We start from the raw sequence: 24,091 nt of genomic DNA on the forward strand, positions 1-24,091 counted from the left end.
TCAACTTTTCTGAACCCGCTTGCTATCTACCCAGTAAGCAAGCCCGATGATAATAACCATTAGTGTTACAAGAGTGGCAAACAAAGTTGTTGTCGAAGCAGGAGGCGGCGGGCCAAAAGTATTTGAAATATTGAAAACGATCAGCAACGCAGCAAACGACCAAAAACCCCATTTTCCTGCACTGGTTCTAGCTTTTGTGACACCGTTGTAAACATAAACGCCAGCTAAGAAGAGAATCGTTTCAATTGTGAGTGAGATGGCCACATGGTTCCAAAGTCCGAATCCGAATTTACCTTCTCCAAACGGAGATAATGGGAGGTCTGCGGTGTGAACCAGGAGATCCAAAAACCAGTGACTTAAAACACAAAGACCAATAATGAGAGCACCTTGCTTGTCCTTCTTAATTAACAAATAAATAAGCCCAACAACTAGACCCCAGATAATACCTGCTAGCAAACTATGTGTATATGGGAAAAAAAGAAAATCTAAGGCATTTGATTTGGTGTATCCAGGTACTATTGCAACCTTTTCAATGTTAAGTACTAATAAAAAGGGCCAAAGAATATCAACAAATTGTGTGGCAATGAAAAGCGTTCCAAGAGAAACTTTCGGTGCTGCTTTTTTAGCAGCAAAGGATAGTGCGAAATGTCCAATAAACATGGTGTAATGTTGATTTAATTATCTGTAACACAATAATCTGCAAAATTAATCAATTCTTCCTACGATAAAAGTTAAGAAAAGATTAATATTACTAGCCATATAATTTTGTACCACTTATTCTGCATACATTGACAAAATCCAGATCGGTACAAGTTTAAGTCTCGGTCGGGTCTGGCTTTGATTGCTTCCGCCTTGAATGCGCCATGCTTCCGCGTTGTTTCCGCCTTTTGTCTAGAGAAAAGGCGGAATTACCCCCCAAGCATTGTGTTTTCATAGCACCTTCACTCAAACCCCGACCCGAGCACAACCAAAGAGTAAGTATGATCTAAAGTATAAAGTGAACAATACTTACAACTAACCAAATTTAAGCATATGGCAATGTTAAACGGAGATGGGTTTTCTGGCATGATCGGACCCTTCGTAATTAGAAAAATGAAAGATGGAAGGTCGGTCATACAAATCAAACCAAGGCACTATAGATTAAATGCCAAATCAAAGAAAACTACTACAATGTGGGGTTTTGGAAGTACAGTCGCATGCCTGATCAGGAAACAGTTGTCGTCAGCTGTCATGTTGTATGATCCTGGAATGGTTAACCGTTTCAATGATCCAATTAGGGATGTGCTAAGTCATTGCTATAACAGCAAGGAAAACGTATTTAACTTTGAACAAGACAGTTTCAATAGGCTAACTGACTTTGAGTTTAACATTAAATCTCCGCTTATAAACTTCTTATGGGTTAAACCAGTAATGCTTTTAAAGGATAATGTTTTGACAGTGACTATACCTGAATTCCAGATAGGTTCGCAGTTCACTTTTCCTGCTCGAACAAACACTTGCCAGGTCACCATTTTAGTAACGCAAATTAACCTCAATCAAGCGCTTACCAGGGAAGAGTTGGAAAGCACCTTCGAAATCAACGCAGACGAGCTAAACCATCCTGAAAGAACGCTGACATTTAATCTTGCAAATGAAAGTATTAGTGTTGCGGCAATAGGCTTGGCCTTTTTCAAAAGAACAAATGACATTAGAACTCCATACAATTCAAAATCGTTTAGTCCTGCTAACGTAATCGGGGCAGTAGTTACAGGCGGCGTTTACGTGGAACCACCAGCACCGTTGCGTAGCCATGTAGGCTATAGTAAGGAATGGACATTCGAGTCTAAATTGAAGTTTTAAATTTATGGACGATAACACTCGGCGAAGCTTCATTAAAGGGTCGATCCTTTTAGGTGCAGCAATGACAATTCCTGCTAAGGATAGTGCATATGCCTTCAATCATTCAATAGGTAGCTCAGATATGAAAATACTGTTTCAGGGCGATTCAATTACTGACGGAAATCGTTCCAGAGATAACGATTGGAACCATGTGATGGGCCACGGCTATCAATACATCGTCTCCAGTAAGCTATGGTATGAGCATCCTGATCGTAAATTTCATTTTTTTAACCGCGGTATCAGCGGAAATAAAGTAACCGATTTGGCCGCCAGATGGCAAACAGATGCGTTAGAGATTAAACCTGACGTATTGAGCATTCTAGTTGGGGTGAATGATGCAAATGAAGCAGTAAAAGGCAATCTTAAATTTACAGCACAAAGCTATAAAGAAGGCTATAGGGAACTAATAGATAGGAGTAAAAGCGAAAACCCTAATCTAAAGCTTGTAATTGGCGAGTCTTTCCTCTTGCCAGTAGGTGCCGTAAAAGCTAACTGGGAGCGTTGGACAGACGAAGTCGCCCAAAGGCAAGTCATCGCAAAAGATATTGCACGGGAATTCAATGCCACATTCGTCCCCTATCAAACTGCATTTAACGAGTCGCTTAAAAGGGCGCCGGCAGAGTATTGGATTTGGGATGGTATTCATCCAATGCCAGCCGGTCATGAATTGATGGCAAGAGAATGGTTAAAAGCGGTAACAAAGGCCAGGCTACTTTAGAAGATCATCACTAATTTGTCCCCTCTTCTCCATATCGCGAATAATTGCGTCAATGCAAGCAGTGGCAATTACGCCCTTACCTTGCGACTTGCCAAAGTCAATATACCAGTTTGCCGCTTTCCCTTTCGCACTGTCTCCTAAACGCTGAAAAAAGCTCCGTTGCCTGATACGGGTTAAAATGGGACTTGACTCTTTCTTTTCAAGATCAATAGGGTTCTTTACATGATCAAGAATGCATTTAATGCGTTTTTTAACCTTCTCCTCTAGCCCAAGGATGTAACTAAGCTTAATTGTAGGGTAGGCATACTCCTCCTCTGTCGGTGTTTCAATGACTTTGTAATCACCATTTTCCCCTGTTTTTTCTAACCGTAAGTCAGGAATAATTGGTAATGATTCTTTTCCACCTTCCATGTACCGATAGTTGGTGACTCCCTCATACCCGAAAGCGAGAATGGCATTGTTCGCTTCGGTCGGTGCAGAGAAATGCTTTTGTAGAAACCGCTGACAATTACGCCTTCCCAAATAGAAATCATGTTTCCTAAAACCCTTAGAGAAAAACCCGCCAAAGCCACCTAAGGATCCACAGGCTAAAGGATACGTCTGTGTTTCACTTTTTTGCGTTCTGCTTGGCATAATGAGGAAACGAGTGTAATCTTCGCTTAAATACGCACGCCTGATCTGGTCATCTTTCATCATCAACTGGCCTCTCATGGCAGACAATATGGAGGGAATAATGTGACGCCAAGCTTTCTTTGGTGCAAACTCCTCACTGTCTACTTCATCATCATTAGGAAAAGGGTCGATCATGAGCACCAGACTATCAAATTCACATGCCTTTGTTTTGGGAACATAGGCCGCAGCTTCGGCCTCCAAATCTTCAAACGTTTTGGTGTCGGTGTTCTCAGTTGAGCTTTTTATCATAGTCCGTCGCCGGTCATCCAGCAATTGCTGGGTAATTTCATACGGTTCATTATTAATAATACCACCATCTACGTTTAAGGAAACGAAATCTTCAGGGCTTAAAACGTCATACTCGACTGTTTTCTCATGAAGGGCGGTAGCATGAGGGTCTGTTAGTCGGAGATTAAGAAATTTGTTGTCATTGATATATTGGATCCTTCTTTTTAGCAACCTGGATTCTAGTCCAATTGGAAAGGCGCCAGTAGACATCGCTGCATCAGCCAGAACATCAGTATTGAGCCCGTCTGGAAGATTGAAGTTTACAGGGATGCGGCCATCATTTCCATATTCAGTATCACTCAGTTTGAAGAAAGCATAGTCTTTATGCATCTTCATGCGGTGCTCCCTTCTGCCACTACTGGTGTTGAAAGTAACTTTATAGTGAAAGCCTCTTAAATTCGTTACTGTTGTAAACACGTCGAGATCGTTGGCAATGTATTTCCGATCATATCTTTTTTCAGCCCTGGTATCTGTTAAACCCTGCGCGATTTGCTCTATAAATTTGGAGTTTAATCCGGCCCTCACCTCCTTATTCGAATTGGTCTCGTCGGATTCAATGTCTGTCGTGTTCAGCATCAGACTGATCATATCCTCTTTGTCAGTTTCCGTCAGATTTACCCAGGAGTTGTAAAGGGGATTTTTTGTGGTGTATTGCAAATCGTCCTGGTGACTTTGCGTTACTGGTGGAAATTCTGACTGGACACCCGCAGCGGTTACAGCAGCAGTCATCCCACCAGCAGATGCACCTCCTAATACTTCGATGGAGAAATTATGTCTAGGTATTCCGCTAAGCTTCCCTGCTGCCTGAAGCGCCTTGGCTTTCTCCCAGTGCTCTAGTGTCTCTAATAGGTAGTCCATCACTCCTGCCGTATATGCCCCGGCAGATATTGCGCCTGCCATGCATATTCCAGCATGGAAAGTGAATTGCTTGTCTTTATTTTCCATTATATCAGCTCATCTGGTTAGAATTACCTTCTAAATTACGAAGAGCGTTATGGTAGTAAAATAGCTAGTTATAGTCATTTAGAACCTCGGCGCTTGGTGAGAGGGAACCCTATACGGTGTATCCCTCGTAGAGGTCCGACGTTAGATCAGACTGCCAGAATTCTTTGGTATCGATGTCCATGATAGTTAAACGCCCGGAATTCCCTGCCCCGGTATCAAGGTTGTAAATATTAAATGCGCTCAAAGGTTGATCAGAGTGTGTCTTGGTTGTTGGCGTATGGCCTATGTAAATCTCCTTAAAATCAGCCTCGATACTAAACTGTTCTTGGTACTCCTGACAGTGCAAAGCTTCCTCCCATAGGCTTCTGTCCCAATAATAATTTTCCGGATCTTGAGCCAAAAAAGGTAATGAAGCATTAAATCCCGCATGTACAAAACATCGCTGTTCCTCATCAATGTAATAAGGCACTTGATTGCTAAAGAATGTCTTATGGCTTTCAGGGATATCTTTAGGCTCCAGTGCACTTTTATACCCAGCACCTTTTAAAAAGAAACGGCCGCTCTTCTTTACATGCTTGAGATAAGAAGATAGTGTCGCCTTACCTCCATAGTTCCAGGAATAGGGATGAAATTCTGTTTGCGCAAACTCATCAAACCAGTCGTCATGATTGCCTTTTAGAGCAATAAGATGTTTAACCTTCAATAATTCTTCGACACATTCATAGGATTGAGGATATCTATCTACCACATCACCCAACTGAATTAACTGGTCATTTTCATAATCAAACGCTGATCTTTTAAGGCATTGTTTTACTGCCTTGTATGCGCCGTGAATATCTCCCATCACCAGTTTTCTCATGCTTCTTGTCTTTAATCGAATTGCATTCAAAAATAAGGCCTAATCTCAATTAAATACATTATACCTAACGGAGTCGCAGGGACAACAGGTTTTAAATAGAAGAAAGTACTAATTGTTAACGACAAATACTTGGTTAAAAAGTCTAATTTTATTTCGTTGTGGACACCAGTCCATCACTTGCCAAATCTATGCTGTCCCCGAAAACCAAAAGAAATATTTCACGCGTCATTCCTTTTGGCGTGCTGTGGTTAATTTTTAGCTTAATTTATTGTATCCTGGAAAGAGGCATCCTGGGACCGGTTGACTTCTATCCATCTACAGGCAATACGTACAGCTTTTCAAGAAACATACTTACCATACCAATTTCGGGGCTGTTTATGGGATTTTTAACAGGAATCCTGGAGATCGGTTATTTCAATAAATGGTTTATCAAGAAGAGCTTCACCAAAAAGATTATACTGAAATCACTGATCTATATTTTGATTGTGCTCGTCTTCCTCTCAGGCACGGTGTTTATCAATGCGCTGTATACGCAGGAAACACGATCTTTCGGAAGCTTTTCGTCTCTTTTATGGGCGTTTTTTAGCGATTATGCCTTGGTCGGTATCATGCTTTATATTGCTTCTATAATTGTGCTCACACAATTCTATGCTGAATTTAGCGACAGCATCGGACCAGGGACACTACGCAACTTTTTTTTGGGCAAATATCATCATCCAGTCGAGGAAGAGCGGATATTTATGTTTCTCGACATGAAGTCCTCCACTACGATAGCCCAACAGCTCGGCCATGTCCGGTACTTTGAAATGCTACGTGAATATTTCTTCGACCTCTCTGCCGAGGTAATCAACTATGGTGGCATCATTTATCAGTATGCAGGTGATGAGATGATCATTTGCTGGAAACTGAAAGATGGATTGAAGAACAACAACAGCATCGAGTGCTTCTTTGCTATGAAACGGGCATTAGAGGAGCAGAAGGGTAAGTATCGAGAGAAATTTGGCCTTTTACCAGGGTTCAAGGCTGGGCTGCATTTCGGAATGGTCACTGCTGGTGAGATCGGATCGTTAAAGAAAGAAATCATTTTTACAGGGGACGTGCTTAATACTTCGGCAAGGATACAGGGGCTATGTAACCAGTTCGACGCTGACTTACTGGTATCAGCGGAGATGGTTGACATAGTTGAGCTTCCCTCTCATTACGTAGTCGAATCAGTTGGAGCACATTTGCTCAAAGGGCGCAATTCCACAATGGAAATCTTTGCAGTTTATTTCCAACCGAGTGCTGGTGCAATATGCTCCAATATCGACGATAACACATGAATATTGTAATCAACACCCAGCGTGTTTGGAATGGTTAGTAGCAGGGTATCCGCTTCTTGTATCGCTTCATCCTGAGCCAGGTCCTTGATAAGCTGATCAGGTTCGGCGGCATAGCTCTTTCCGAAGACCGCACGTTGATTGGCTTCAATATACCCAAAACTGTCGCCCCCTTTTCCTTGCTGTCCAAAATACATTCTATCCTGTTCGTTCACCAACGCAAAGATGGAGCGGCTTATTGAAACCCTAGGTTCGCGCGCATGACCGGCTTTTGCCCATGCTTCCTTGTAAATCCTGATTTGTTCTGCCTGCTGGATATGGAAAGGTTTGCCATTTTCGTCAAACTTAAGCGTGGAACTTTGAAGGTTCATCCCATTCTCAGCTGCCCAGACGGCGGTTGCATTTGAGGCGGCTCCCCACCAGATCCTTTCGCGCAATCCCTCTGAATGCGGCTCAAGACGTAGCAGGCCTGGAGGATTTGGAAACATTGGATTGGGATTAGGCTGAGCAAAGCCAACGCCTCTTAATTTATCTAGAAACTGTAAAGCCTTTTGTCGGCCCATATCTGCTTCGGTCTCCCCTTCTGCAGGTTGATAACCGAAATGTCTCCAACCTTCGATCACCTGCTCAGGAGATCCACGGCTAAGGCCTAGTTGTAAACGGCCGCCGGAGATGAGGTCTGCAGCACTGGCATCCTCCACCATATACATCGGGTTTTCGTAACGCATATCAATCACTCCTGTACCAATCTCTATTTTGCTGGTCTTGGCACCGATAGCCGATAGCAACGGAAAAGGTGAAGCTAGCTGACGCGCGAAATGATGCACCCGAAAATAGGCACCGTCAAGACCGATTTCTTCTGCTGCAACAGCCAGATCAATGGATTGAAGCAAGGTATCGCCTGCAGTACGAGTTTGGTATGATGGATGATCAGACCAATGTCCGAATGATAAAAACCCTATTTTCTTCATTGCTAGCTGGATTGTTTCCGAGCAAATGTAAGCATCCCTGGGATTTGAGGAGGTCACGGCTTGGTAAAACATTCTTCGCTTCATTTGATTGTACGATTGCGTTAACCTAAACGATAATCATTCTTTTAGTTTATTGAAGGTCAAGATTATTGTCATAAGCATCAATTCGATTTCAGGGACTGAATAATTTGATATCTTAGCATATGCAAAAGGAATTGGCGGAAGAAAGATTGATGTTAGCAAAGATTGCCGACGGAGATCAGTACGCCTTTGAGCTCCTATTTACCTTATACAAAAACAAGGTTTACGGATACGCTTTAAAAATCTTACAGTCTGAATCGTCAGCTGAGGAAATTGTTCAGGAGACCTTTATTAAGCTCTGGCTGAAGAGAGTTCATTTGCGGCAAGTTGATAACTTTGGAGGTTATTTAAGAACAGTTGTAAAAAACGAAACTTTAAATGCGCTCAAGAAAGTAGCGCTGCAGCAAAAGAATTATAGTATTATTCAGCAAGAAAAAACTGAAGAAGATTCGACAACTGAATTGTCAATAGAATATCGGGAAACAAAGCGATTATTGGAGTCAGCCATTGAAAAACTCCCAAATCAGCAAAGAAAAGTATATAATCTTTGTCATGTTGAAGGATTAAAGCAAAAAGAGGTCGCAGAAAAGCTTAAAATATCACCTTTGACAGTAAAAGTACACTTGAGAGAAGCCATTAAAGCAATTAAAACTCATTTGGACACCAATGGTATCATAAAAGAACTCGCTCTCCTATTATTTATTTTGAAATAGTCAGTTTTCAACTACTCCTTTTTGAAATTCCAGTTGTCATGTTAGTATAAGATGATAATTAAAGTGTTCAAAAAGGAAAAATAATGTCCCAGGAAAGATTTGCGTATTTATTTCGGCGTTATGTTGATAAGGTTAGTTCTCCTGAAGAACTGGACGAATTGATGGCTCTGCTTCGCGACCCTGATCAGGCTTATAACGTAGAACTGGTCCTCGATCAAATCTGGAACAACAGTCCAGATGTAGTCCTGGAAAAGAGCAAGTCGGACGATATATTTACAAAGGTTATTTTTTCTGATCTTCCACTTAAAAAGACTGGTAAAATAGTACCATATAGATACTGGCTGAGTCTGGCGGCATCAATTTTTATAGCCTGTATTGCTGCCTTCTTATGGTTTAACAATCCAGAAAGGACAGATCAGGTTGCATCTGCGGCTTCTGTTAAAGCCGAGATACCTCCCGCTACCCCTATCACCATTACAACAACGAACGAGCATCAAAAAATTACATTACCTGACGGCAGTACGGTGGTGTTAAATAACAATAGCTCGATTACCTACCCAAGCGTCTTCCCTGGCAATAAAAGAGAAGTTCAGTTAAGTGGCGAAGGATACTTTGACATCAATCATGATGAGAAAAAATCCTTTACTGTTTTCACCGAGAAAATTAAAACGACAGTTTTAGGAACTGCCTTTAATATTAAAGCATATAAAAATGAAGAAGACATCACCGTAACCGTTACGAGGGGAAAAGTGAGCGTATTGGGTGATAAAGCCGTTTTAAGCATCATTACGCCAAATCAACAAATGGTGTTTAATAAGAATTATCAGAAACACAATGTCGCCAAAGTAGTCGCCAAAAACAGTATCCAATGGCAGGAAAGCGACCTCTATTTTGATGACATCTCCATGGAGCAGGCCACCGAAATCCTATCTAAACGCTTTAACATACCAATTACTTTTAAGAATACTAAGGTTGCGAAATGTCGCTTTACAGCTACATTTTTAAAGGGAGAATCTCTAGTCGAAATACTTAACGTGATATGCCCTTATAATAATGCACAATACGAGTCTGTGGCCGGAAAAATAACCATCTCCGGCAGTGGATGTGACTCTTAATATATACCAACGAAAGAAACCACCAACTAAACCAAACCCAACAACATGAAAAAAGTTTACCGGACACGAATTTAAATGAACACAAAAGCGCTCTGTCGTTGAAACAGAGCGCCTGATTTGAGATGCAGCGCTAACTGTATCTCAGACATTTTAACAAATTTCTAAGGATTCATTTAAAACACTTAAAACTATGTATTTTTCTGCACCATTCGCAGAGCGCAGGAAGAAATCTATCTTCTTCACTGCATCGAACCCGCGACATTTAATTCGTCAACTTATGCGCATCAGCTTAATTACAGCTATTTTAACCACCATCACCTTCCAGTTTTTGTTTGCAGTAGACCTTATTGCGCAGCCTGCTCAGCAAGTAAAGATCTCTCTGGAGCTCAGGAACGAGAGTGTTACTTCAGCCATTAAAAAGATAGAACAGAACAGTCAGTTCAGGTTTCTATATAGAAACAATGAATTGAAGGATCTGAAGGCAGAAAATCTGCCCATGAAGGAAAGATCAGTGAAAGAAACTCTAGAGTTGATTTTCAAAGGAACAGGCCTGGATTTCAAGCAAATGGATAATAAAATCCTGATATCTAAAATAAATGAGGTAAATGAAACTTCAGCGGTTACGGCAGACGGAGAGCTGACAGGAATTGTAACCGACGAAACCGGACAACCATTACCCGGGGTATCAATCCGAATTAAAGGTAAAAATCCAATCACGACTTCCACCGATGCAAATGGACATTTTGTGATCCGCTTCCCTTATGATAATAATCCGGTAGTGACGATTAGCTATATCGGATATATTACCCGTGAGATACCTATTAAAAACCAGACTTCTATACGAATTGAACTTAAGCCTGAGGTCGGAAGTTTAAACGAAGTACAGGTAATTGGGTACGGTACGACCACAAGAAGGACCAGCACCGGTTCCATTGCTTCGATCACTGCACAAGATATCAGCAAACAGCCTGTAGGAAATCCCTTGGCGGCGTTGTCTGGCAGACTGTCTGGCGTATTGATTGCACAAAACAATGGAGTCCCAGGTAGTGCTGTACAAGTGCAGATCAGAGGCCAGAACTCGTTGTCCTCAGGTGGAATCCCATTATACATTATTGATGGAGTACCTTTTACAAACTTCAATGGTGGCTCACCTGCAAATGATAACCTGAACGCATTCGGAACTTCGGGCGCAAGTGGAGGCGTCAGCCCTTTTGGAATGATTAATCCATCTGATATCGAGCGTATAGACGTTTTGAAAGATGCAGATGCGACTTCAATTTACGGATCGAGAGGATCAAATGGTGTAGTTCTTATCACGACTAAAAAGGGAAGATCTGGCGGAACCACTTTTGGCGTGAATTTGAACACCGGGTTTACAGAAGTGAACCGTATGATTCCTGTTCTAAACCTGGAAGAATATTTAACTCTAAGAAAGGAAGGATTCAGCAATGATGGAGTAACGCCGAATTCTACAAACGCACCAGACCTGACCGTTTGGGATCAGAACAGCAGTACCGATTGGCAAGACATGTTTATTGGGGGAAGAGGACACATTACTGATTTACAAGCTTCTATGTCTGGCGGAAATGATCAGACCCGCTTCTTCTTCAATTCGGCTTACCGCAAAGAAAGTACGGTCTTTCCTGGTGACAATAGTGACCGCAGGTTTTCATCCCGACTTAATCTGGATCATAATTCTCCTGACAAAAAATTCAATGCATCTCTCTCCGTTAACTACAGCAACGCGAATACGAATATACCTACGTCGGATCTTGCTTCAGTGTATAACTTACCACCTAACCTTCCGCTGTACGATGCTGCAGGAAAATTATTTTGGGCAAATAGTTTCACTAATCCTTTGGCGAGTTTGCTAAGGACATACACTGGAGTGACAACTAACATGATAAGCAATGCAAATTTATCGTATAAGATTTTACCTGGCTTAACTGCAAAAGCTAATTTTGGGTATACGATTACCATGCTGGATCAAGCTACAAAAAACCCTGCTTCATCACAAAACCCAGTAAATAACCCAACGAGTTCGGCTGTGTTTGCTGATAACAAGGCGCAAAATTGGATAATTGAACCGACTTTGGAGTATTCCAGAAAAATTGGTGATGGTAAATTATCGGCCGTTGTTGGAGCGAGTTACCAAAAAAATACATCTAATTCATTATTCATTACTGGCAGTAACTACAGCAATGAGGCGTTACTAGGCTCCTTGCTCGCTGCCGGGACTACGACTATAAACTATAATAACATTTTAGCTTATAAATATAATGCCGTTTTCGGAAAGCTGAATTATGACTGGAAAGAGAAGTATTTAATTAATGCTACCTTTAGAAGAGATGGTTCGTCGAGGTTTGGCCCTAATAATCGCTTCGGAAATTTTGGTGCTATTGGTGCTGGATGGGTGTTTTCACAGGAAGATTTTATTAAAGACAATCAGTCATTCCTAAGCTTCGGAAAGTTAAGAGCTAGTTTTGGAAGCACAGGAAATGACCAGATCTCTAACTTCATTTACCTTCCGCTTTATTCTTCTACTACAGCATATCTTGGAAACGCAGCCACTTCCGTTGTTACGCTACCAAACGAGAATATTAAGTGGGAGTCGACTAAGAAACTAGAGTTTGCAATTGACCTGGGCTTCTTGCAGGATAGAATTTTATTCACAGCGAACTATTACCGGAACCGCTCGTCTGACCAAATCACGGCTGCAGCTTTAACCACACAATCGGGTTATAATTCTTACACTTCTAATTTACCGGCAACAATCCAAAATAAAGGGTTGGAATTAGAACTGAACACCACGAACATTACATCGAAGGACTTCTCCTGGAAAACATCTGTAAACTTTACGTTTACAGATAACAAGTTGCTATCGTTTACAGATTTGGATAAATCGTTCTACGCTTCGAGCTATGTGGTTGGAGAATCTATAAACCTGATTCGTTTGTATCACTATACAGGTGTAAACGCCACTAATGGCACTGCAACTTTTGAAGATAAGGATGGTAATGGGGTAATTAACGCGAGCGATCGGTATGTCGCGGATTTAGGAACACCGTATTTTGGTGGTTTCAACAACACCTTCAGCTACAAAAGCTTTGAATTAGGCGTCTTTTTCCAGTTCAACCACCGCTTTGGGGTTACACAAATCTTAAATACACGTCCAGGCGCTTTAGTTAACCAGAACGATTACTGGCTCGACAGATGGTCAGCTGGCAACCCAAATTCCTCAATCCCTGCTGCTACCGCAACGGCCGGGTCACCAATTTACACTTCGTACAATTTATACACCTCATCTGACGCAGTTTACGGTGATGCATCTTATCTAAAATTAAGATCAGTTAATTTAAGTTACAGCTTGCCTGTACAATGGGTTAAACAGATCAAGTTGTCAAATGCCAGTGTATTTGTACAAGGCCAGAATTTATATACCTGGGCGAAAAATAAATATGTACTTGACACAGAAACAACCATTCAAGGTGGCCCAAGTGGCTTAGGTACAGGCACTATTGGACAAGTTTTACCGCCGCTTAGGACTATTGTATTTGGCATTAACTGCACATTCTAACTAAAATATTATGAAAATAACATATAAAGATTTCCTTACCAAAGCATTGATTGCCGGAGCATTATTAAGTACCTCTTCCTGCAAAAAGTTTGTAGAGATTGGGGCACCTCCTACTCAAATCTTATTCGAAGAGGCATTTAAATCAGATGCTTCAGCGCAAAGTACCGTCCTGGGATTATATTCCAGTGGAACTTCTGCTCCAGGAGTAATTGGTTTCTACTCTTTTCTTGCCGGAATTTCGGCAGACGATCTGCAATACAATTCGACTGATGCACTTTACCAGGAGTTTGCGACTAATGCAGTGACAAATACGAATGGCTATGCTGCCAACGCATGGGCTTCATCCTTTGGTTTTATTAAGAATGCAAACAACATCATTAGCGGATTGACTACTTCCACATCGCTTACGCCTGCTTTAAAGAATCAACTGTTAGGTGAGGCTAAGTTTATGCGTGCGTTTGCTTACTTCTATCTTGTCAATTTATATGGTGAAGTACCTATGCCTATGAAAGATGATTATTCTGCGTTTGAAAACGCAGCCTTACCACGCTCACCTGTAGCAGCAATTTATGCTCAGGTGCTGACAGACCTGACTGAGGCGCAAACTTTGCTGCCTGTTACCTATACAGGCACGTTTAGGGGCCGTATAAATAAATATGCAGCAACAAGCCTACTTGCTCGTGTTTACCTTTATCAGAAGAATTATGCAGGCGCAGAGGCACAAGCCTCCGAGGTAATTTCATCGAACGTTTATAGTTTGCCTGCACCAGCCACTGCTTTTATAAATACAAGCAATGAGGTGATCTGGCAGATTGCTAACATAAATGGATTTACCACTTTCGGCACGAACTATGTCACTTCTGCTACTGTTATTCCTACCTATTCCTTAAATGATGACACTTACAAATCTTTCGAGGCAGTAGATTTGCGCAAGACCAACTGGACGGCGCTTAAGACCATCGGTGGTAAAACCTATAACACAATTACTAAATACAAAGTAGCTTCTGGTACCGGTAATGAGTACAGTGTAGCGCTGAGATTTGCTGAACTTTATTTAATCCGGGCTGAAGCAAGGGCACAACAAAATAACCTAACGGCTGCAAAGAGTGATTTGAATATGATCAGAGTCCGGGCTGGACTTCCTGCAATCAGCACTGACCTATTACAACCTCAATTACTTACTGCTATTGAACAGGAAAGACGAGTGGAATTTTTTGGAGAATGGGGCCATCGTTGGTTGGACTTAAAGAGAACAAACCGTGTAGATGCAGTAATGAGTGCAGCGAGACCAACAACATGGAAGCCGACTTCGGCATTATTTCCAGTACCACAGTCGCAAATCTTAATAAATGCTAGCCTGACGCAGAATCCAGGATACTAATTGAATTTCATAACCTATACCCAAATGAAAACATCAAATAAACATTACGCTGTTGCCGGACTACTTGCTATTGCAGGGGTTCTTTCAGCGGGCCAATTGCATGCACAAACGGAGCCCATAGATAGTACCCGAGCTACGCTCGAGCGGTTAATTGCATCTACTAGTCCTGAAGACAAGGCAACACTGGATCAGAAACTTCAGATGCTTGCTCAAGCTAAAACGGAAAAAGAAATGGATCTCGCGATCAACTATTATTATCGCTTGAAACAAATAAAAGTTTCCGATTCGCTTGTTACGGCACAGGCAATCCGGTTCCCTGCTGGCGCTCGTGCGCGAAGTAACGCCTCCAGTAAATTGCTGAGTACACTAACGACTCCGGAAGCCAAAGAAGCTGCCTATAAGGTCTGGATCAAACAATTTCCACCGGTTGGATCGGGTGAAGAGTTAGTTTCATACGATTACTTTGTGTCCGCTATCGCAAGTGACTATGCCAGGGAAAAGAAGACAGCCAAAGCGATTGAGTTCGCTAACAAATTGCAGGCAGAATTTTGGAAGGGGAACGGATATAGTGGTCTTGCTCAGATCTTTTATACCAATGGCGATCTAAACAATGCGGCTATATTTTATAAAAAGGCAATTGATAGTACAAAGCCTTTTTACGATGGCAAGATGGGCAACGGTAACGCGGCAAAGTTTTCTGCTTCAGGATATCTAGGGATGTGCTCAGCTTATGCGGGGATCCTTATCGAACAGAAAAAATACAAGGAGGCGTTAACTTATGCTGAATTTGCAGTTAAGAATTCAACGGTACCTACACCAAAAATGAATTTTCAATATGCAACATTATTAATGAACTTAAACCGAAACGAGGAAGCCTTTGCAAGACTGGAAGAAGCTATTAAGTCAGGCAAAGCAAGCAACGACATGGTCGCCTTATTTAAGACATCTTACATTAAGGTTAAGGGTAGTGAGGCTGGTTTTGACGCTTATAAGACGGAAATTAGAAATGGGATCATAGCCAATCTTCAGCAAAAGTTGAACAAAGAGATGGTAAAAACTACTGCGGCTGATTTTTCACTTACTGACCTGCAAGGAAACAATGTGAGCTTAAGCAGCTTCAAGGGTAAGGTGGTAATACTTGACTTCTGGGCGACCTGGTGTGCCCCTTGTAAAGCATCTTTCCCGGCGATGCAAATGGCGGTGAATAAGTACAAGAGCGACCCTAATGTAGTCTTCTTGTTTATCCATACCTGGGAAAAAACAGAATCACCTGTAAAGGATGCTGATGACTATATTAAGTCTCAAAAGTATACTTTCCAAGTCGTAATGGATTTGAAAGCTGCTGATACTGGTGTTAACAAAGTTGTTAGCGCTTACAACGTTAAAGGGATTCCATCTAAATTTGTAATTGATCCGCAAGGGAATGTTAGATTTAGCTTGATGGGCTTTGATGGCAGCAATGAAGCAGCTGTTGACGAGATCTCAATGATGATTGATATGGCGAAGAAAGGCTAATTAAATGGAGTAATATATTTGACAATTAAGGGCAGGAATCGTTGATTCCTGCCCTTAATTGTTTTGTGCTTTGCTTTGTAATACCTTCGGCGAGAATCAATAAAGTTACTGCGCTTTTGACTTTATATTATTACGCACTAAGCGGTCTTTAAAAACCAGGTAATATATTCGTTAACGGCTTGCTCAATGAAGTCCTTGGTACTACCGTCCTTCAACACACCATCTTCATCGAATGCTTCACTAATTTTTGATAGATATACCTCAGGCTGTTGCATTACAGGCATATTCAGATAAACCAAATTCTGTCTTAAATGGTGGTTGGCCCCGAATGCTCCCTGTAAACTTGGTGAGTTACTAAAAACGGCCGCAGGCTTCGCATTCCAAACACTCTTTCCATAAGGTCGGGAACCTACGTCCAGTGCGTTCTTGAGTACCGCCGGAACCGACCGATTATACTCCGGTGTGATAAAAATAATTCCATCGACAGCTGTTACTTCATCTCTAAAAGAATGGTAAGCGCTAGGTGCGTTGCCATCATCGTCAAAATCCTGATTATAAATGGGAAGATCAGCAATATCAATGATCTTAAATTCAAAATTGTCGGGTGCCATTTCAAGTAAAGCGTTAGCTAACTTTTTAGAAAACGACTCCCTGCGAAGACTTCCTGCAATGATTCCGATTGTGGTGGTCATGTCTGTCATAATGATTAAGATTTAATACATAACAATAAGAGCCCTCACAAGTTTTACATCGTTAGTTCATATACGGCTTAAAGCACCTTGATACTTCTTTGTATCTGCTTAAATGTCAAAGAAGTGCTAGCTGTAAATAAATATTATTGTCCGGATTTACTGAGTTTGAAATATCTGGCTTAATTGCGATCTTAGGTAGCAATTAAAACCAACGAATATGGAAAAAAGAGAATATACCCTTGATGAACTGATTCTTGAGGCCGCAGAAAATCCTTCTGAGAATGACTTTTTCGAGTTAGAGAAACCTGCCATGCTGGAAATCAACCTCAAAAGTCAGAAAATTCTAGCGAAGGCCGGCACAATGGTAGCATACGTAGGCAACATCGATTTCAAAAGAGAGAGCATGCTTAGCAAAGGGTTCGGAGGGTTAATTAAAAAAGCGCTTTCCGGGGAAGGCACTTCATTAATGTATGCCTCTGGAACGGGAAAACTCTATTTGGCGGATGAGGGAAAAAAAGTTAAAATTATAAAACTTCAAAACGAAGCCATTTTCGTCAATGGCAACGACGTGCTGGCGCTGGAAGAAAGCATTACCAACGAAATCAAAATGCTTAAAAGTGTTGCTGGAATGGTTTCTGGCGGATTATTCCAGGTTAGGCTTGCTGGTACAGGATATGTCGCAATCACGACTCACGGAGAGCCAATACTACTCAAAGTGACTCCGGGGCAGCCAGTATTTACTGATCCGAACGCAACTGTAGCCTGGTCAGAAAACTTAACCCCAGCTATAAAAACAAACATCACTTTCGGATCTTTTATCGGACGCGGTAGCGGCGAATCTTTCCAACTAGAATTCATGGGACAAGGCTGGGTATTGGTTCAACCCTATGAAGAGGTGAAATACGCTCAGAAATAAAGTGTGCTCAGGCTTGTTCCAATGAAATTAGATAGGCTGGTGATTGTAACTTCATGACTAGCCACATAGGTATCACTTTGAGGCGTAATGATAAAACTGTATTTCGGTGCCAGGTCCTGAATGCAGTTTAAAAAGCCCCTGGAAACGACAGGTGCATTTGACAACTTAATTTCTATACATGCCACAGGGTTAATTCCCTGAACGAGGAGCAGATCGCATTCCGCTCCTGCCTGAGTCCGATAAAAAAACAGGCCCAAATGGTCCGGCTTTGCCTGAAAGATCTGCTCGATAACATAACCTTCCCAGGATCCCCCAACTCCGGGATGCCCGAACAAAGCATCAAAGTTGGGTATATTCAGCAACCTGTGAAGTATGCCTGTATCACGAACATAAGTTTTTGGAGATTTGATCAGCCGTTTTTTTGCGTTCACAAACCAGGGCTGCAGTCGCCTAACCATATAACCCCCCTCTAAAAAATCGAGGTACTTCATCACTGTGGTCGCACTCACTCCTAGCGAGCGGGCGAAAACTTCTGCATTCAACAGATTACCGTTCGAGTGGGCAAGCATACTCCAGAAATTACGCAAGGTAACCGATGAAAGTGCAACACCAAATAGTAGCGCCAGATCCCGCTCTACATAACTTCTTATAAAATTGTTAAGCCATTCGACTGCATCGTTATCGTTGTCTGCTAAAAGGGCTTCTGGAAAACCACCCCTGAACCAATTTACTTTGTAATCCAATGAGTCGTTGAGTTCGGTAATCCCAATCGGCGTCAATTCTGTGTATGCGATGCGCCCGGCAAGAGATTCCGAAACGCCTTTCACCAACAAAGGAGAAGCTAAGCCCAATAAAATAAATCGCCCCGCCGTCCTTTTGGCATCGATGAGCGGTCTCAACACGGCAAATAAGGATGGCATTAACTGGATCTCATCTACAATGATTCTGCTATTTTCATATAAAGTCAAATAGCTATAAGCATCTTGTAGTTTATTCCGATCATTAGGATTTTCCATATCAAGATATAGGATCTCCTGACTGGCAGATTTTAATTGTTTAGCGAGCGTAGTTTTGCCGACTTGCCTCGGTCCCAGTATGGCAACTGCCGGACTTTTCTTAAGTTTCCTTAGCAATAAACCCTCTAGATTTCTCGTGATCATTCTCAAATATACTAATTAACCTAGTAAATCCAAACTCTAACTTTGGATTTACTAGGTTAATTGTGCAAGCGGAAAAGCCTTTACATTAGAAACCAGCACCTTACTTTTGAATCTTAAAAGCAATCAACCCGTAATGCTGTGAACGGAAATTGAACTGGCGGAAGCCCTGTATGGGGTTGTCGCCATAAACATAGCTGGCGCCTAGCGTAAGCTTAACCGGTTTATACAAAATAAAGAAGTCCAGGCTGCTTCTAACCAAAGGATGAAATTTCGCTTCAGTATAGGTCTCACCTATAAGATCATACCTCGCTGCTGCATCGAGGTTTAACACCCAGATTGCAGTAGGCGAAAAGGGATCCTGAGGATCAGGCCGACTCTGCCCGAATCCGAAGACCACCCTTCCAACAGGCCTGGCGACAAAGCCTTTATAGATGGTATTCTCGGCTGAGAAATTGTTCTGCATTTCAATCCCGGCTTCGGGACTTAGCGTATAGTGGAACTTTCCGTTAGCAGAAAACCGAGTTGAACTCAGCCAGACATTATGATTTGAACCCTGTTGGAAGTAGGTGAACATAAACGTAGCCGCAACGCCATGAGATCCTTCTACCTGATCACGACGATATTTTAGAGTAGAGTTAAGCCGGAACGTAGAATATGGGTCTACCTGGTTGTTGTCTTGGGGCAAACCGGAAATCTTAGGTTCACTAAATATCCACTGGTGTTTATAACCGGCCTGAAAGTTATTGATCTCCGCATCCGTTAAATTAGTGCGGTGGTATTCTGCCACAATAAAACCGGTCCTGAGGCCTTTGGGATCTTTACGCGGAAGTGTGTAACCTAAACCAAGGTCAACGAGATAAGACGCACTTTTGTCCTTGGGCAGGGTAATACTAAATGTAGCTGGGTTCTGTATACTTTCGTCATCATTAAAGGATTGCCTGATCTTGAGTTCATTGAACCAGGATGTGGCCGTCTTGGTTTCTTTTAAAGCATTTGCAGACTTGTTGCCTTGAGCCAGCACTCGTGCACCTGTCAGCAGGATGCAGAAAAAAATTAAATATACCTTCATACCGTTGAGCTTAGATGACTTTACCTTTTACCAGATTAATTAGGGCGCCTACAGAGGAAACACCTTCAATTTCCGTTACACTTATGTTGGCGCCAGGTTTGAAATGGGTGACGACGTTGAAAAGATAAGCCCGCAGCATCACAAATTGCTCTGGACGGGAAACCAGCGTTCGTAGCGCCGTTCCTTCATCCAACTCGTCCGGACTACTCGTTTTTCCTCCAGACTTTAAAACGGACAATTTTACCAGATCGGCTAAAGACAAGTCTTTAGTTTCCTTCGAAATATTCAGAACAGTAGGCGGTCCGACAGCAATGTCTCTATTTTCCTTTGACGGAGCCTGATTAAACGTAATGGTTTCTGCCAGCTCTGGGTAATCTATGAAGGGATTGCGATTTCCCTGCAGCAAATAGATCTCTCTATTGCGGTGCTTTTCATACAAGGTAACAGGTTGGTCTGCTGCCCATCCTTTCAACATGTCGATATCTTTGGAATCGTATACCCGAATGGCATTAGGATACCTGACCATAAAATACAGTACGGCACGGGCTACAACCCCTCTATTATTTTCCGGTTCAAACAGTCCCTTTTCCATGTTTCCACAAGCTGACCGCTCTTTTTCAGTTGATGCGGGCTGAGGGTCATATCCAGGAAAATCATGATAGGGGTAATTACTCCGGTAACTGTTGCATCCAGACTCGCAGGCAAAAAGGTGGTGCAGGTCGCCTCTCATCGGCTCCTGCTTGTTAAACCAGGACTGGCATACCACATGTTCGCAGTTGTATGGCAACGCTTCTTCAAGCGCTCCGATCCGTTGATTGAGCTCTTCCTGGCCCAATGGCTTATTACCTTTAGTGAGCTCAATAAACCGAAGCTGTCTTTCGATATCAACCTTTTGATCGGCTAAAGTAAGCTCTTGTACACTAAAAGCTTTATTCGAATAAACACTTCTCAGTAGTCCATCCGGATGCAGATCCACCTTTGGATAAACAAACTTAGAAGGGCTGTAATTGTGATGAGAGGTATGGGTTTCTTCCAGCAAAAGATGCAACTCCTCGTTCGTAGCTTTCAATGGATCTGTGATCCTGGAATAATACTGAATTTTAACTGGTGCGTCCTTTTCTTCCGGATAATAAATGTCGTTCTCCAAATCAGCTAATTGAACGCCCATTGATTTACTAATAGCTTCCAGGTCAGTAAGCGGTTTAAAAAACTCGCATAGACGCGGAAACTGTATTGAGGCAGCGGTGGTAATATCATAAATGATACTACTTACCCTTACCCCTTCGTTTTCTATCCAGTCTACCTGTACTTCTCCCTGCGATTTATCCCAAATGCCTCCTGATAGGTTCATGATTTGACCTTCTGCATTGTAACGTGGGATCCCTGCATGATGCACAGCAACCACTTCCCATTTATCATTAAAAACAGGCGCCCCCGATGATCCGCTTTTTGTATCGGTAACATAGCGAACAAATTTCGGTAAGGAAAGGTTGGTAATTTCGTTCTGCCTAAGGGCTACCTTTTTCATCTTGCCGTCTGGATGCTGGATGACAGAAACGAAATTCCCCTCTTTAGTTTTCCCAAGACTGGGGTTCAGTTTCAAAAAGCCAAACTGGTGTATGACGGCCAATCCATCTGCCGATTGCTCCTCTACCCAAATGATGGTATAGTCTAGATCTTCATTTGTGTAAAACAGCTGTGAGGGGTCGAAGCGAAATACTCTTTCAGGAAGGGGAATGCCATCCGGACCTTTTTCATAATTAAACTCCGCATAAGAGAAACGGCCGTAATCAGCATCTGACAGCACATGATTATTAGTGAGCAGTATCTGAGGTGCAATTAAAAAGCCGGTACCATATCCTTCTTCGCCTTCACTGCTGCAAATGGTAATACGGCATACCGGCTTCGATGCGATCATCCCATTTTGCAAGTAATTAACATCCAATGTATCATCGCCGGCAATCACTCTTTCACGAAGCAAGGGATCGTTGATCAGTCGACTGAGATTAAGGTCGTTCTCCTGCAGGTACAGGACCACCTGTTTCGGGTCCACTATAGATTTTGACTTAAATGGTGAATTCGCATCCGGCTGGCTGCTAATGCTAGCAGGATAGCGTTGTTTAGTTTTCTCCACCTGTTCAATCAGCTTTTGCAAATGCTTCATAAAATACTTGTATAGTTAAACTCTTATTTGCCTTTGGAAAGGATCTTGTCCACCGTTCTTATCCGGTCTTGCAAGATCCGTATCTTCTCCTTCGAAGTGGCTGTTCTTAGCGCCTCGGCGCCCAAAGGGCTGGATTCCTCATCTAAATTATCCGCTGCCTCTTTCACTTCTTTAAATAGTTTAATGACGAGTGATTGTTGGGAGATGCTCAGTTCCTGCAAGCGTGGCAAGACCAGTATCACAACGATAAAGACGGAAGCAAGGATGAAATAAGGCATCGCCTTTTCTTCCTGCTTTGTCTCAACTTTCCCGAAGTTACCTGTCTTCCTGGTCATCACCTTAGTGCTGGACTGAGCGACTGGGATACTGTCATTTTTAGGGATCGTATCAAGCCGCTTAGTTTGTGTAACCGTTGAATCTAGAGTTAGTTGGGGAGTTAAGCGGCTGGCCGTTGGGTGTAAATTTTCAGCCAGCACTATAAAACCGGCAATTAGGATGCTGAGGGGGAACAGAAGTAGTAAATAGTAGCTGCCTTTCATATTTTAAACACAAGTTTTTCATGACTTACTTCTTTGATAATAAAAGCTTGTCCATCCATCTGATCAGGATATTTAGTCAACAGCCGCTCGCCTTCCAACTGCCAGGTTCCTGTTCCAGGAGCAGGCACATCATTTATGCCAATCTGAAAACCAGTTAAGGCGCCATCATTTTTTAGTTCCATGCTGACCCTACCACGCGCCATTGGAAAACCAAAGTTTTCCGGCCTGTACACTATGGCCTCATCCGTATCTTCTTCGAAAGAATGCACCCATTTACCAGGGAGGGCATTGATATTTATCTCAGACATTACTATTTTCGTTGAGCTGACCGGCAATCAACGAAGCTCTAGGTCCAAGTAAGGTGGCCTGCATTCGCTCTTTTTGTCCAATCGTAAACATGAACATGGTATCATCATCCACATAGTCCATATAATTCATAAACATATCTCCGTTAGGGCCATTATTACAGGAAACTTTAGGAAAGACAGGTTTTTGATAATTTGGAGCCAGTTGATTTGGCGTATCCTCAACATAGTCGGAATCTGAGCACGTGTTGCCGCGACCTTCGCCAAAAGTGTGGGAAAGGTTAAGATAGTGACCCACCTCATGTGTGGCTGTCCGTCCCAGGTTGAAGGGATCAACCGCCGTACCTTCCGTACCGAAGCACTGGAAATCAATCACCACACCATCAGTTTCCGCAGGCCCGCCTGGGAACTGGGCGTAACCTAATATTCCACCGCCAATGGTACATACCCATATGTTTAAATACTTTTCAGTAGGCCATGCTGATTTTCCACCTTGATCATCAAATTTAACGGAATCATCGGTGCCGAATGAGGTGTTGGAAGTCTGCGTCCTTGTAATCCCATTACCTGGGATACCATCCGGACCTACCTCGGCTAATTCGAAAGAGATCATGGGATCGGCGACCAGTTCAGACCATACCTCGGGTACTTTTGGCAAGTCGGCATTTGTAGCACTGTAATCCTGATTGAGTACGGCTATCTGACTTATTACCTGTGATTCGGATATGTTCTCATTTTCATTGTTGTAAACAATGTGAACTACAACGTGGATTTTGACTGGCTTTGTGATCTGCGATATTGTCTTTCTTTCTAAGAGATTGAGAATGTCATTCTCAATGGTAGCCTGGGCTCTCCTGAACTCTGGAAAATTTTCTACCTGCCTGTTGTATACTTCCATAGTTCCGCATTTGCGAATCTTCATTTCGGTCTCTTTCATAAGTAGCTTTTTAGGTGTTATCTACAGCGAGGATATAAGGGTATTTTTGCAACTGTTATCATCAATAAATTGTTTTAAATAAACATCACTCAACCGTCGAAGAAACATAAATTCAAATTGTCGCTCAGCAATAGCTTTACAACAATGTGCAGTAGCTAATCTACTAACATTGGCACAAATGCAGCATATATAAATACAATCAAAAATTAACGAATAAACAATATGCTTTAACCTAAAAAAAACTTGAATATCATAACTTTGCAGAGGTTGCACTTAG

The 24,091-nt window shown here is 42.2% G+C and carries 20 protein-coding genes; 9 read left to right on the forward strand and 11 right to left on the reverse strand.

Features of this window, described 5'->3' with window-relative positions; genetic code table 11:
• Complete coding sequence (locus WKF66_RS15975; protein ID WP_489675475.1) at positions 1 to 660, reverse strand: hypothetical protein; 660 nt, start codon at positions 658 to 660, stop codon at positions 1 to 3.
• 372 nt (positions 661 to 1,032) lie between these two features.
• On the opposite strand from WKF66_RS15975, the gene WKF66_RS15980 reads away from it, so the two are divergent.
• Positions 1,033 to 1,839 carry a hypothetical protein gene (locus WKF66_RS15980; RefSeq protein ID WP_489675476.1) on the forward strand — a complete coding sequence of 269 codons (807 nt, stop codon included), beginning with the start codon at positions 1,033 to 1,035 and terminating at the stop codon, positions 1,837 to 1,839.
• Between the two features lie 4 nt (positions 1,840 to 1,843).
• Complete coding sequence (locus WKF66_RS15985; protein ID WP_489675477.1) at positions 1,844 to 2,596, forward strand: SGNH/GDSL hydrolase family protein; 753 nt, start codon at positions 1,844 to 1,846, stop codon at positions 2,594 to 2,596.
• On the opposite strand, the gene WKF66_RS15990 is transcribed toward WKF66_RS15985, so the two are convergent.
• A complete protein-coding gene (locus tag WKF66_RS15990; RefSeq protein WP_489675479.1) occupies positions 2,588 to 4,501 on the reverse strand; it encodes a patatin-like phospholipase family protein in 1,914 nt (637 codons plus the stop codon). The genes WKF66_RS15985 and WKF66_RS15990 overlap by 9 nt on opposite strands.
• A 109-nt stretch (positions 4,502 to 4,610) precedes the next feature.
• The gene (locus tag WKF66_RS15995; protein ID WP_489675480.1) at positions 4,611 to 5,360 is read right to left on the reverse strand and encodes a metallophosphoesterase; all 750 of its coding nucleotides are present in this window, start codon (positions 5,358 to 5,360) and stop codon (positions 4,611 to 4,613) included.
• Positions 5,361 to 5,548: 188 nt separating this feature from the next.
• On the opposite strand from WKF66_RS15995, the gene WKF66_RS16000 reads away from it, so the two are divergent.
• Positions 5,549 to 6,682, forward strand: a complete 1,134-nt coding sequence (locus tag WKF66_RS16000; protein ID WP_489675481.1) for an adenylate/guanylate cyclase domain-containing protein — start codon at positions 5,549 to 5,551, stop codon at positions 6,680 to 6,682.
• Here WKF66_RS16000 and WKF66_RS16005 read toward each other — a convergent pair.
• Positions 6,628 to 7,650, reverse strand: coding sequence for an LLM class flavin-dependent oxidoreductase (locus WKF66_RS16005; RefSeq protein WP_489675482.1), 1,023 nt, complete (start codon positions 7,648 to 7,650; stop codon positions 6,628 to 6,630). The two genes, WKF66_RS16000 and WKF66_RS16005, sit on opposite strands and share 55 nt — an antisense overlap.
• Positions 7,651 to 7,853: 203 nt before the next feature.
• On the opposite strand from WKF66_RS16005, the gene WKF66_RS16010 reads away from it, so the two are divergent.
• The 5 genes from WKF66_RS16010 (at position 7,854) to WKF66_RS16030 (ending at position 16,032) form a co-directional block, all read left to right on the forward strand.
• Complete coding sequence (locus WKF66_RS16010; protein WP_489675483.1) at positions 7,854 to 8,444, forward strand: RNA polymerase sigma factor; 591 nt, start codon at positions 7,854 to 7,856, stop codon at positions 8,442 to 8,444.
• An 83-nt stretch (positions 8,445 to 8,527) separates the two neighbouring features.
• On the forward strand, positions 8,528 to 9,559 hold the full coding sequence (locus WKF66_RS16015; protein ID WP_489675484.1) for a FecR family protein: 1,032 nt from the start codon (positions 8,528 to 8,530) through the stop codon (positions 9,557 to 9,559).
• A 277-nt stretch (positions 9,560 to 9,836) separates the two neighbouring features.
• The gene (locus tag WKF66_RS16020) at positions 9,837 to 13,136 is read left to right on the forward strand and encodes a TonB-dependent receptor (protein ID WP_489675485.1); all 3,300 of its coding nucleotides are present in this window, start codon (positions 9,837 to 9,839) and stop codon (positions 13,134 to 13,136) included.
• Between the two features lie 10 nt (positions 13,137 to 13,146).
• The gene (locus WKF66_RS16025) at positions 13,147 to 14,517 is read left to right on the forward strand and encodes a RagB/SusD family nutrient uptake outer membrane protein (protein WP_489675486.1); all 1,371 of its coding nucleotides are present in this window, start codon (positions 13,147 to 13,149) and stop codon (positions 14,515 to 14,517) included.
• 24 nt (positions 14,518 to 14,541) lie between these two features.
• The gene (locus tag WKF66_RS16030; protein WP_489675487.1) at positions 14,542 to 16,032 is read left to right on the forward strand and encodes a redoxin domain-containing protein; all 1,491 of its coding nucleotides are present in this window, start codon (positions 14,542 to 14,544) and stop codon (positions 16,030 to 16,032) included.
• A 137-nt stretch (positions 16,033 to 16,169) separates the two neighbouring features.
• Here WKF66_RS16030 and WKF66_RS16035 read toward each other — a convergent pair whose 3' ends face one another.
• Entirely contained in the window at positions 16,170 to 16,733 is a 564-nt protein-coding gene (locus WKF66_RS16035; protein WP_489675488.1) for an NADPH-dependent FMN reductase, read from the reverse strand.
• Between the two features lie 208 nt (positions 16,734 to 16,941).
• On the opposite strand from WKF66_RS16035, the gene WKF66_RS16040 reads away from it, so the two are divergent.
• Positions 16,942 to 17,640, forward strand: a complete 699-nt coding sequence (locus WKF66_RS16040; protein WP_489675489.1) for an AIM24 family protein — start codon at positions 16,942 to 16,944, stop codon at positions 17,638 to 17,640.
• On the opposite strand, the gene WKF66_RS16045 is transcribed toward WKF66_RS16040, so the two are convergent.
• The 6 genes from WKF66_RS16045 to WKF66_RS16070 form a co-directional block, all read right to left on the reverse strand.
• Positions 17,631 to 18,800, reverse strand: a complete 1,170-nt coding sequence (locus WKF66_RS16045; RefSeq protein WP_489675490.1) for an ATP-binding protein — start codon at positions 18,798 to 18,800, stop codon at positions 17,631 to 17,633. The two genes, WKF66_RS16040 and WKF66_RS16045, sit on opposite strands and share 10 nt — an antisense overlap.
• Positions 18,801 to 18,900: 100 nt before the next feature.
• Complete coding sequence (locus tag WKF66_RS16050) at positions 18,901 to 19,869, reverse strand: hypothetical protein (RefSeq protein ID WP_489675491.1); 969 nt, start codon at positions 19,867 to 19,869, stop codon at positions 18,901 to 18,903.
• 10 nt (positions 19,870 to 19,879) lie between these two features.
• A complete protein-coding gene (locus WKF66_RS16055; RefSeq protein WP_489675492.1) occupies positions 19,880 to 22,033 on the reverse strand; it encodes an endonuclease in 2,154 nt (717 codons plus the stop codon).
• A gap of 23 nt (positions 22,034 to 22,056) precedes the next feature.
• On the reverse strand, positions 22,057 to 22,572 hold the full coding sequence (locus WKF66_RS16060) for a hypothetical protein (RefSeq protein WP_489675493.1): 516 nt from the start codon (positions 22,570 to 22,572) through the stop codon (positions 22,057 to 22,059).
• Entirely contained in the window at positions 22,569 to 22,880 is a 312-nt protein-coding gene (locus WKF66_RS16065) for a hypothetical protein (protein ID WP_489675494.1), read from the reverse strand. The genes WKF66_RS16060 and WKF66_RS16065 overlap by 4 nt, the downstream gene beginning before the upstream one ends.
• Positions 22,873 to 23,814: a zinc metalloprotease gene (locus tag WKF66_RS16070; RefSeq protein ID WP_489675495.1), complete on the reverse strand. Its 942-nt coding sequence runs from the start codon at positions 23,812 to 23,814 to the stop codon at positions 22,873 to 22,875. Before WKF66_RS16070 ends, WKF66_RS16065 begins: the two co-directional genes overlap by 8 nt.
• Positions 23,815 to 24,091 lie beyond the last annotated feature (277 nt).

Origin of the sequence: Pedobacter sp., assembly GCF_037719805.1 — a bacterium.
Classification (GTDB): domain Bacteria; phylum Bacteroidota; class Bacteroidia; order Sphingobacteriales; family Sphingobacteriaceae; genus Pedobacter.

Bases quoted from the DNA above. Each gene is read 5' to 3' on its own strand.
- WKF66_RS16055 (WP_489675492.1), bottom strand. From the start codon at position 22,033: ATGAAGCATTTGCAAAAGCTGATTGAACAGGTGGAGAAAACTAAACAA.
- WKF66_RS16040 (WP_489675489.1), top strand. From the start codon at position 16,942: ATGGAAAAAAGAGAATATACCCTTGATGAACTGATTCTTGAGGCCGCA.
- WKF66_RS15980 (WP_489675476.1), top strand. From the start codon at position 1,033: ATGGCAATGTTAAACGGAGATGGGTTTTCTGGCATGATCGGACCCTTC.
- WKF66_RS16035 (WP_489675488.1), bottom strand. From the start codon at position 16,733: ATGACAGACATGACCACCACAATCGGAATCATTGCAGGAAGTCTTCGC.
- WKF66_RS16005 (WP_489675482.1), bottom strand. From the start codon at position 7,650: ATGAAGAAAATAGGGTTTTTATCATTCGGACATTGGTCTGATCATCCA.
- WKF66_RS15985 (WP_489675477.1), top strand. From the start codon at position 1,844: ATGGACGATAACACTCGGCGAAGCTTCATTAAAGGGTCGATCCTTTTA.
- WKF66_RS15990 (WP_489675479.1), bottom strand. From the start codon at position 4,501: ATGGAAAATAAAGACAAGCAATTCACTTTCCATGCTGGAATATGCATG.
- WKF66_RS16060 (WP_489675493.1), bottom strand. From the start codon at position 22,572: ATGAAAGGCAGCTACTATTTACTACTTCTGTTCCCCCTCAGCATCCTA.
- WKF66_RS16045 (WP_489675490.1), bottom strand. From the start codon at position 18,800: ATGATCACGAGAAATCTAGAGGGTTTATTGCTAAGGAAACTTAAGAAA.
- WKF66_RS16065 (WP_489675494.1), bottom strand. From the start codon at position 22,880: ATGTCTGAGATAAATATCAATGCCCTCCCTGGTAAATGGGTGCATTCT.
- WKF66_RS15995 (WP_489675480.1), bottom strand. From the start codon at position 5,360: ATGAGAAAACTGGTGATGGGAGATATTCACGGCGCATACAAGGCAGTA.
- WKF66_RS16020 (WP_489675485.1), top strand. From the start codon at position 9,837: ATGCGCATCAGCTTAATTACAGCTATTTTAACCACCATCACCTTCCAG.
- WKF66_RS16050 (WP_489675491.1), bottom strand. From the start codon at position 19,869: ATGAAGGTATATTTAATTTTTTTCTGCATCCTGCTGACAGGTGCACGA.
- WKF66_RS16030 (WP_489675487.1), top strand. From the start codon at position 14,542: ATGAAAACATCAAATAAACATTACGCTGTTGCCGGACTACTTGCTATT.
- WKF66_RS16010 (WP_489675483.1), top strand. From the start codon at position 7,854: ATGCAAAAGGAATTGGCGGAAGAAAGATTGATGTTAGCAAAGATTGCC.
- WKF66_RS16000 (WP_489675481.1), top strand. From the start codon at position 5,549: ATGCTGTCCCCGAAAACCAAAAGAAATATTTCACGCGTCATTCCTTTT.
- WKF66_RS16015 (WP_489675484.1), top strand. From the start codon at position 8,528: ATGTCCCAGGAAAGATTTGCGTATTTATTTCGGCGTTATGTTGATAAG.
- WKF66_RS16025 (WP_489675486.1), top strand. From the start codon at position 13,147: ATGAAAATAACATATAAAGATTTCCTTACCAAAGCATTGATTGCCGGA.
- WKF66_RS16070 (WP_489675495.1), bottom strand. From the start codon at position 23,814: ATGAAAGAGACCGAAATGAAGATTCGCAAATGCGGAACTATGGAAGTA.
- WKF66_RS15975 (WP_489675475.1), bottom strand. From the start codon at position 660: ATGTTTATTGGACATTTCGCACTATCCTTTGCTGCTAAAAAAGCAGCA.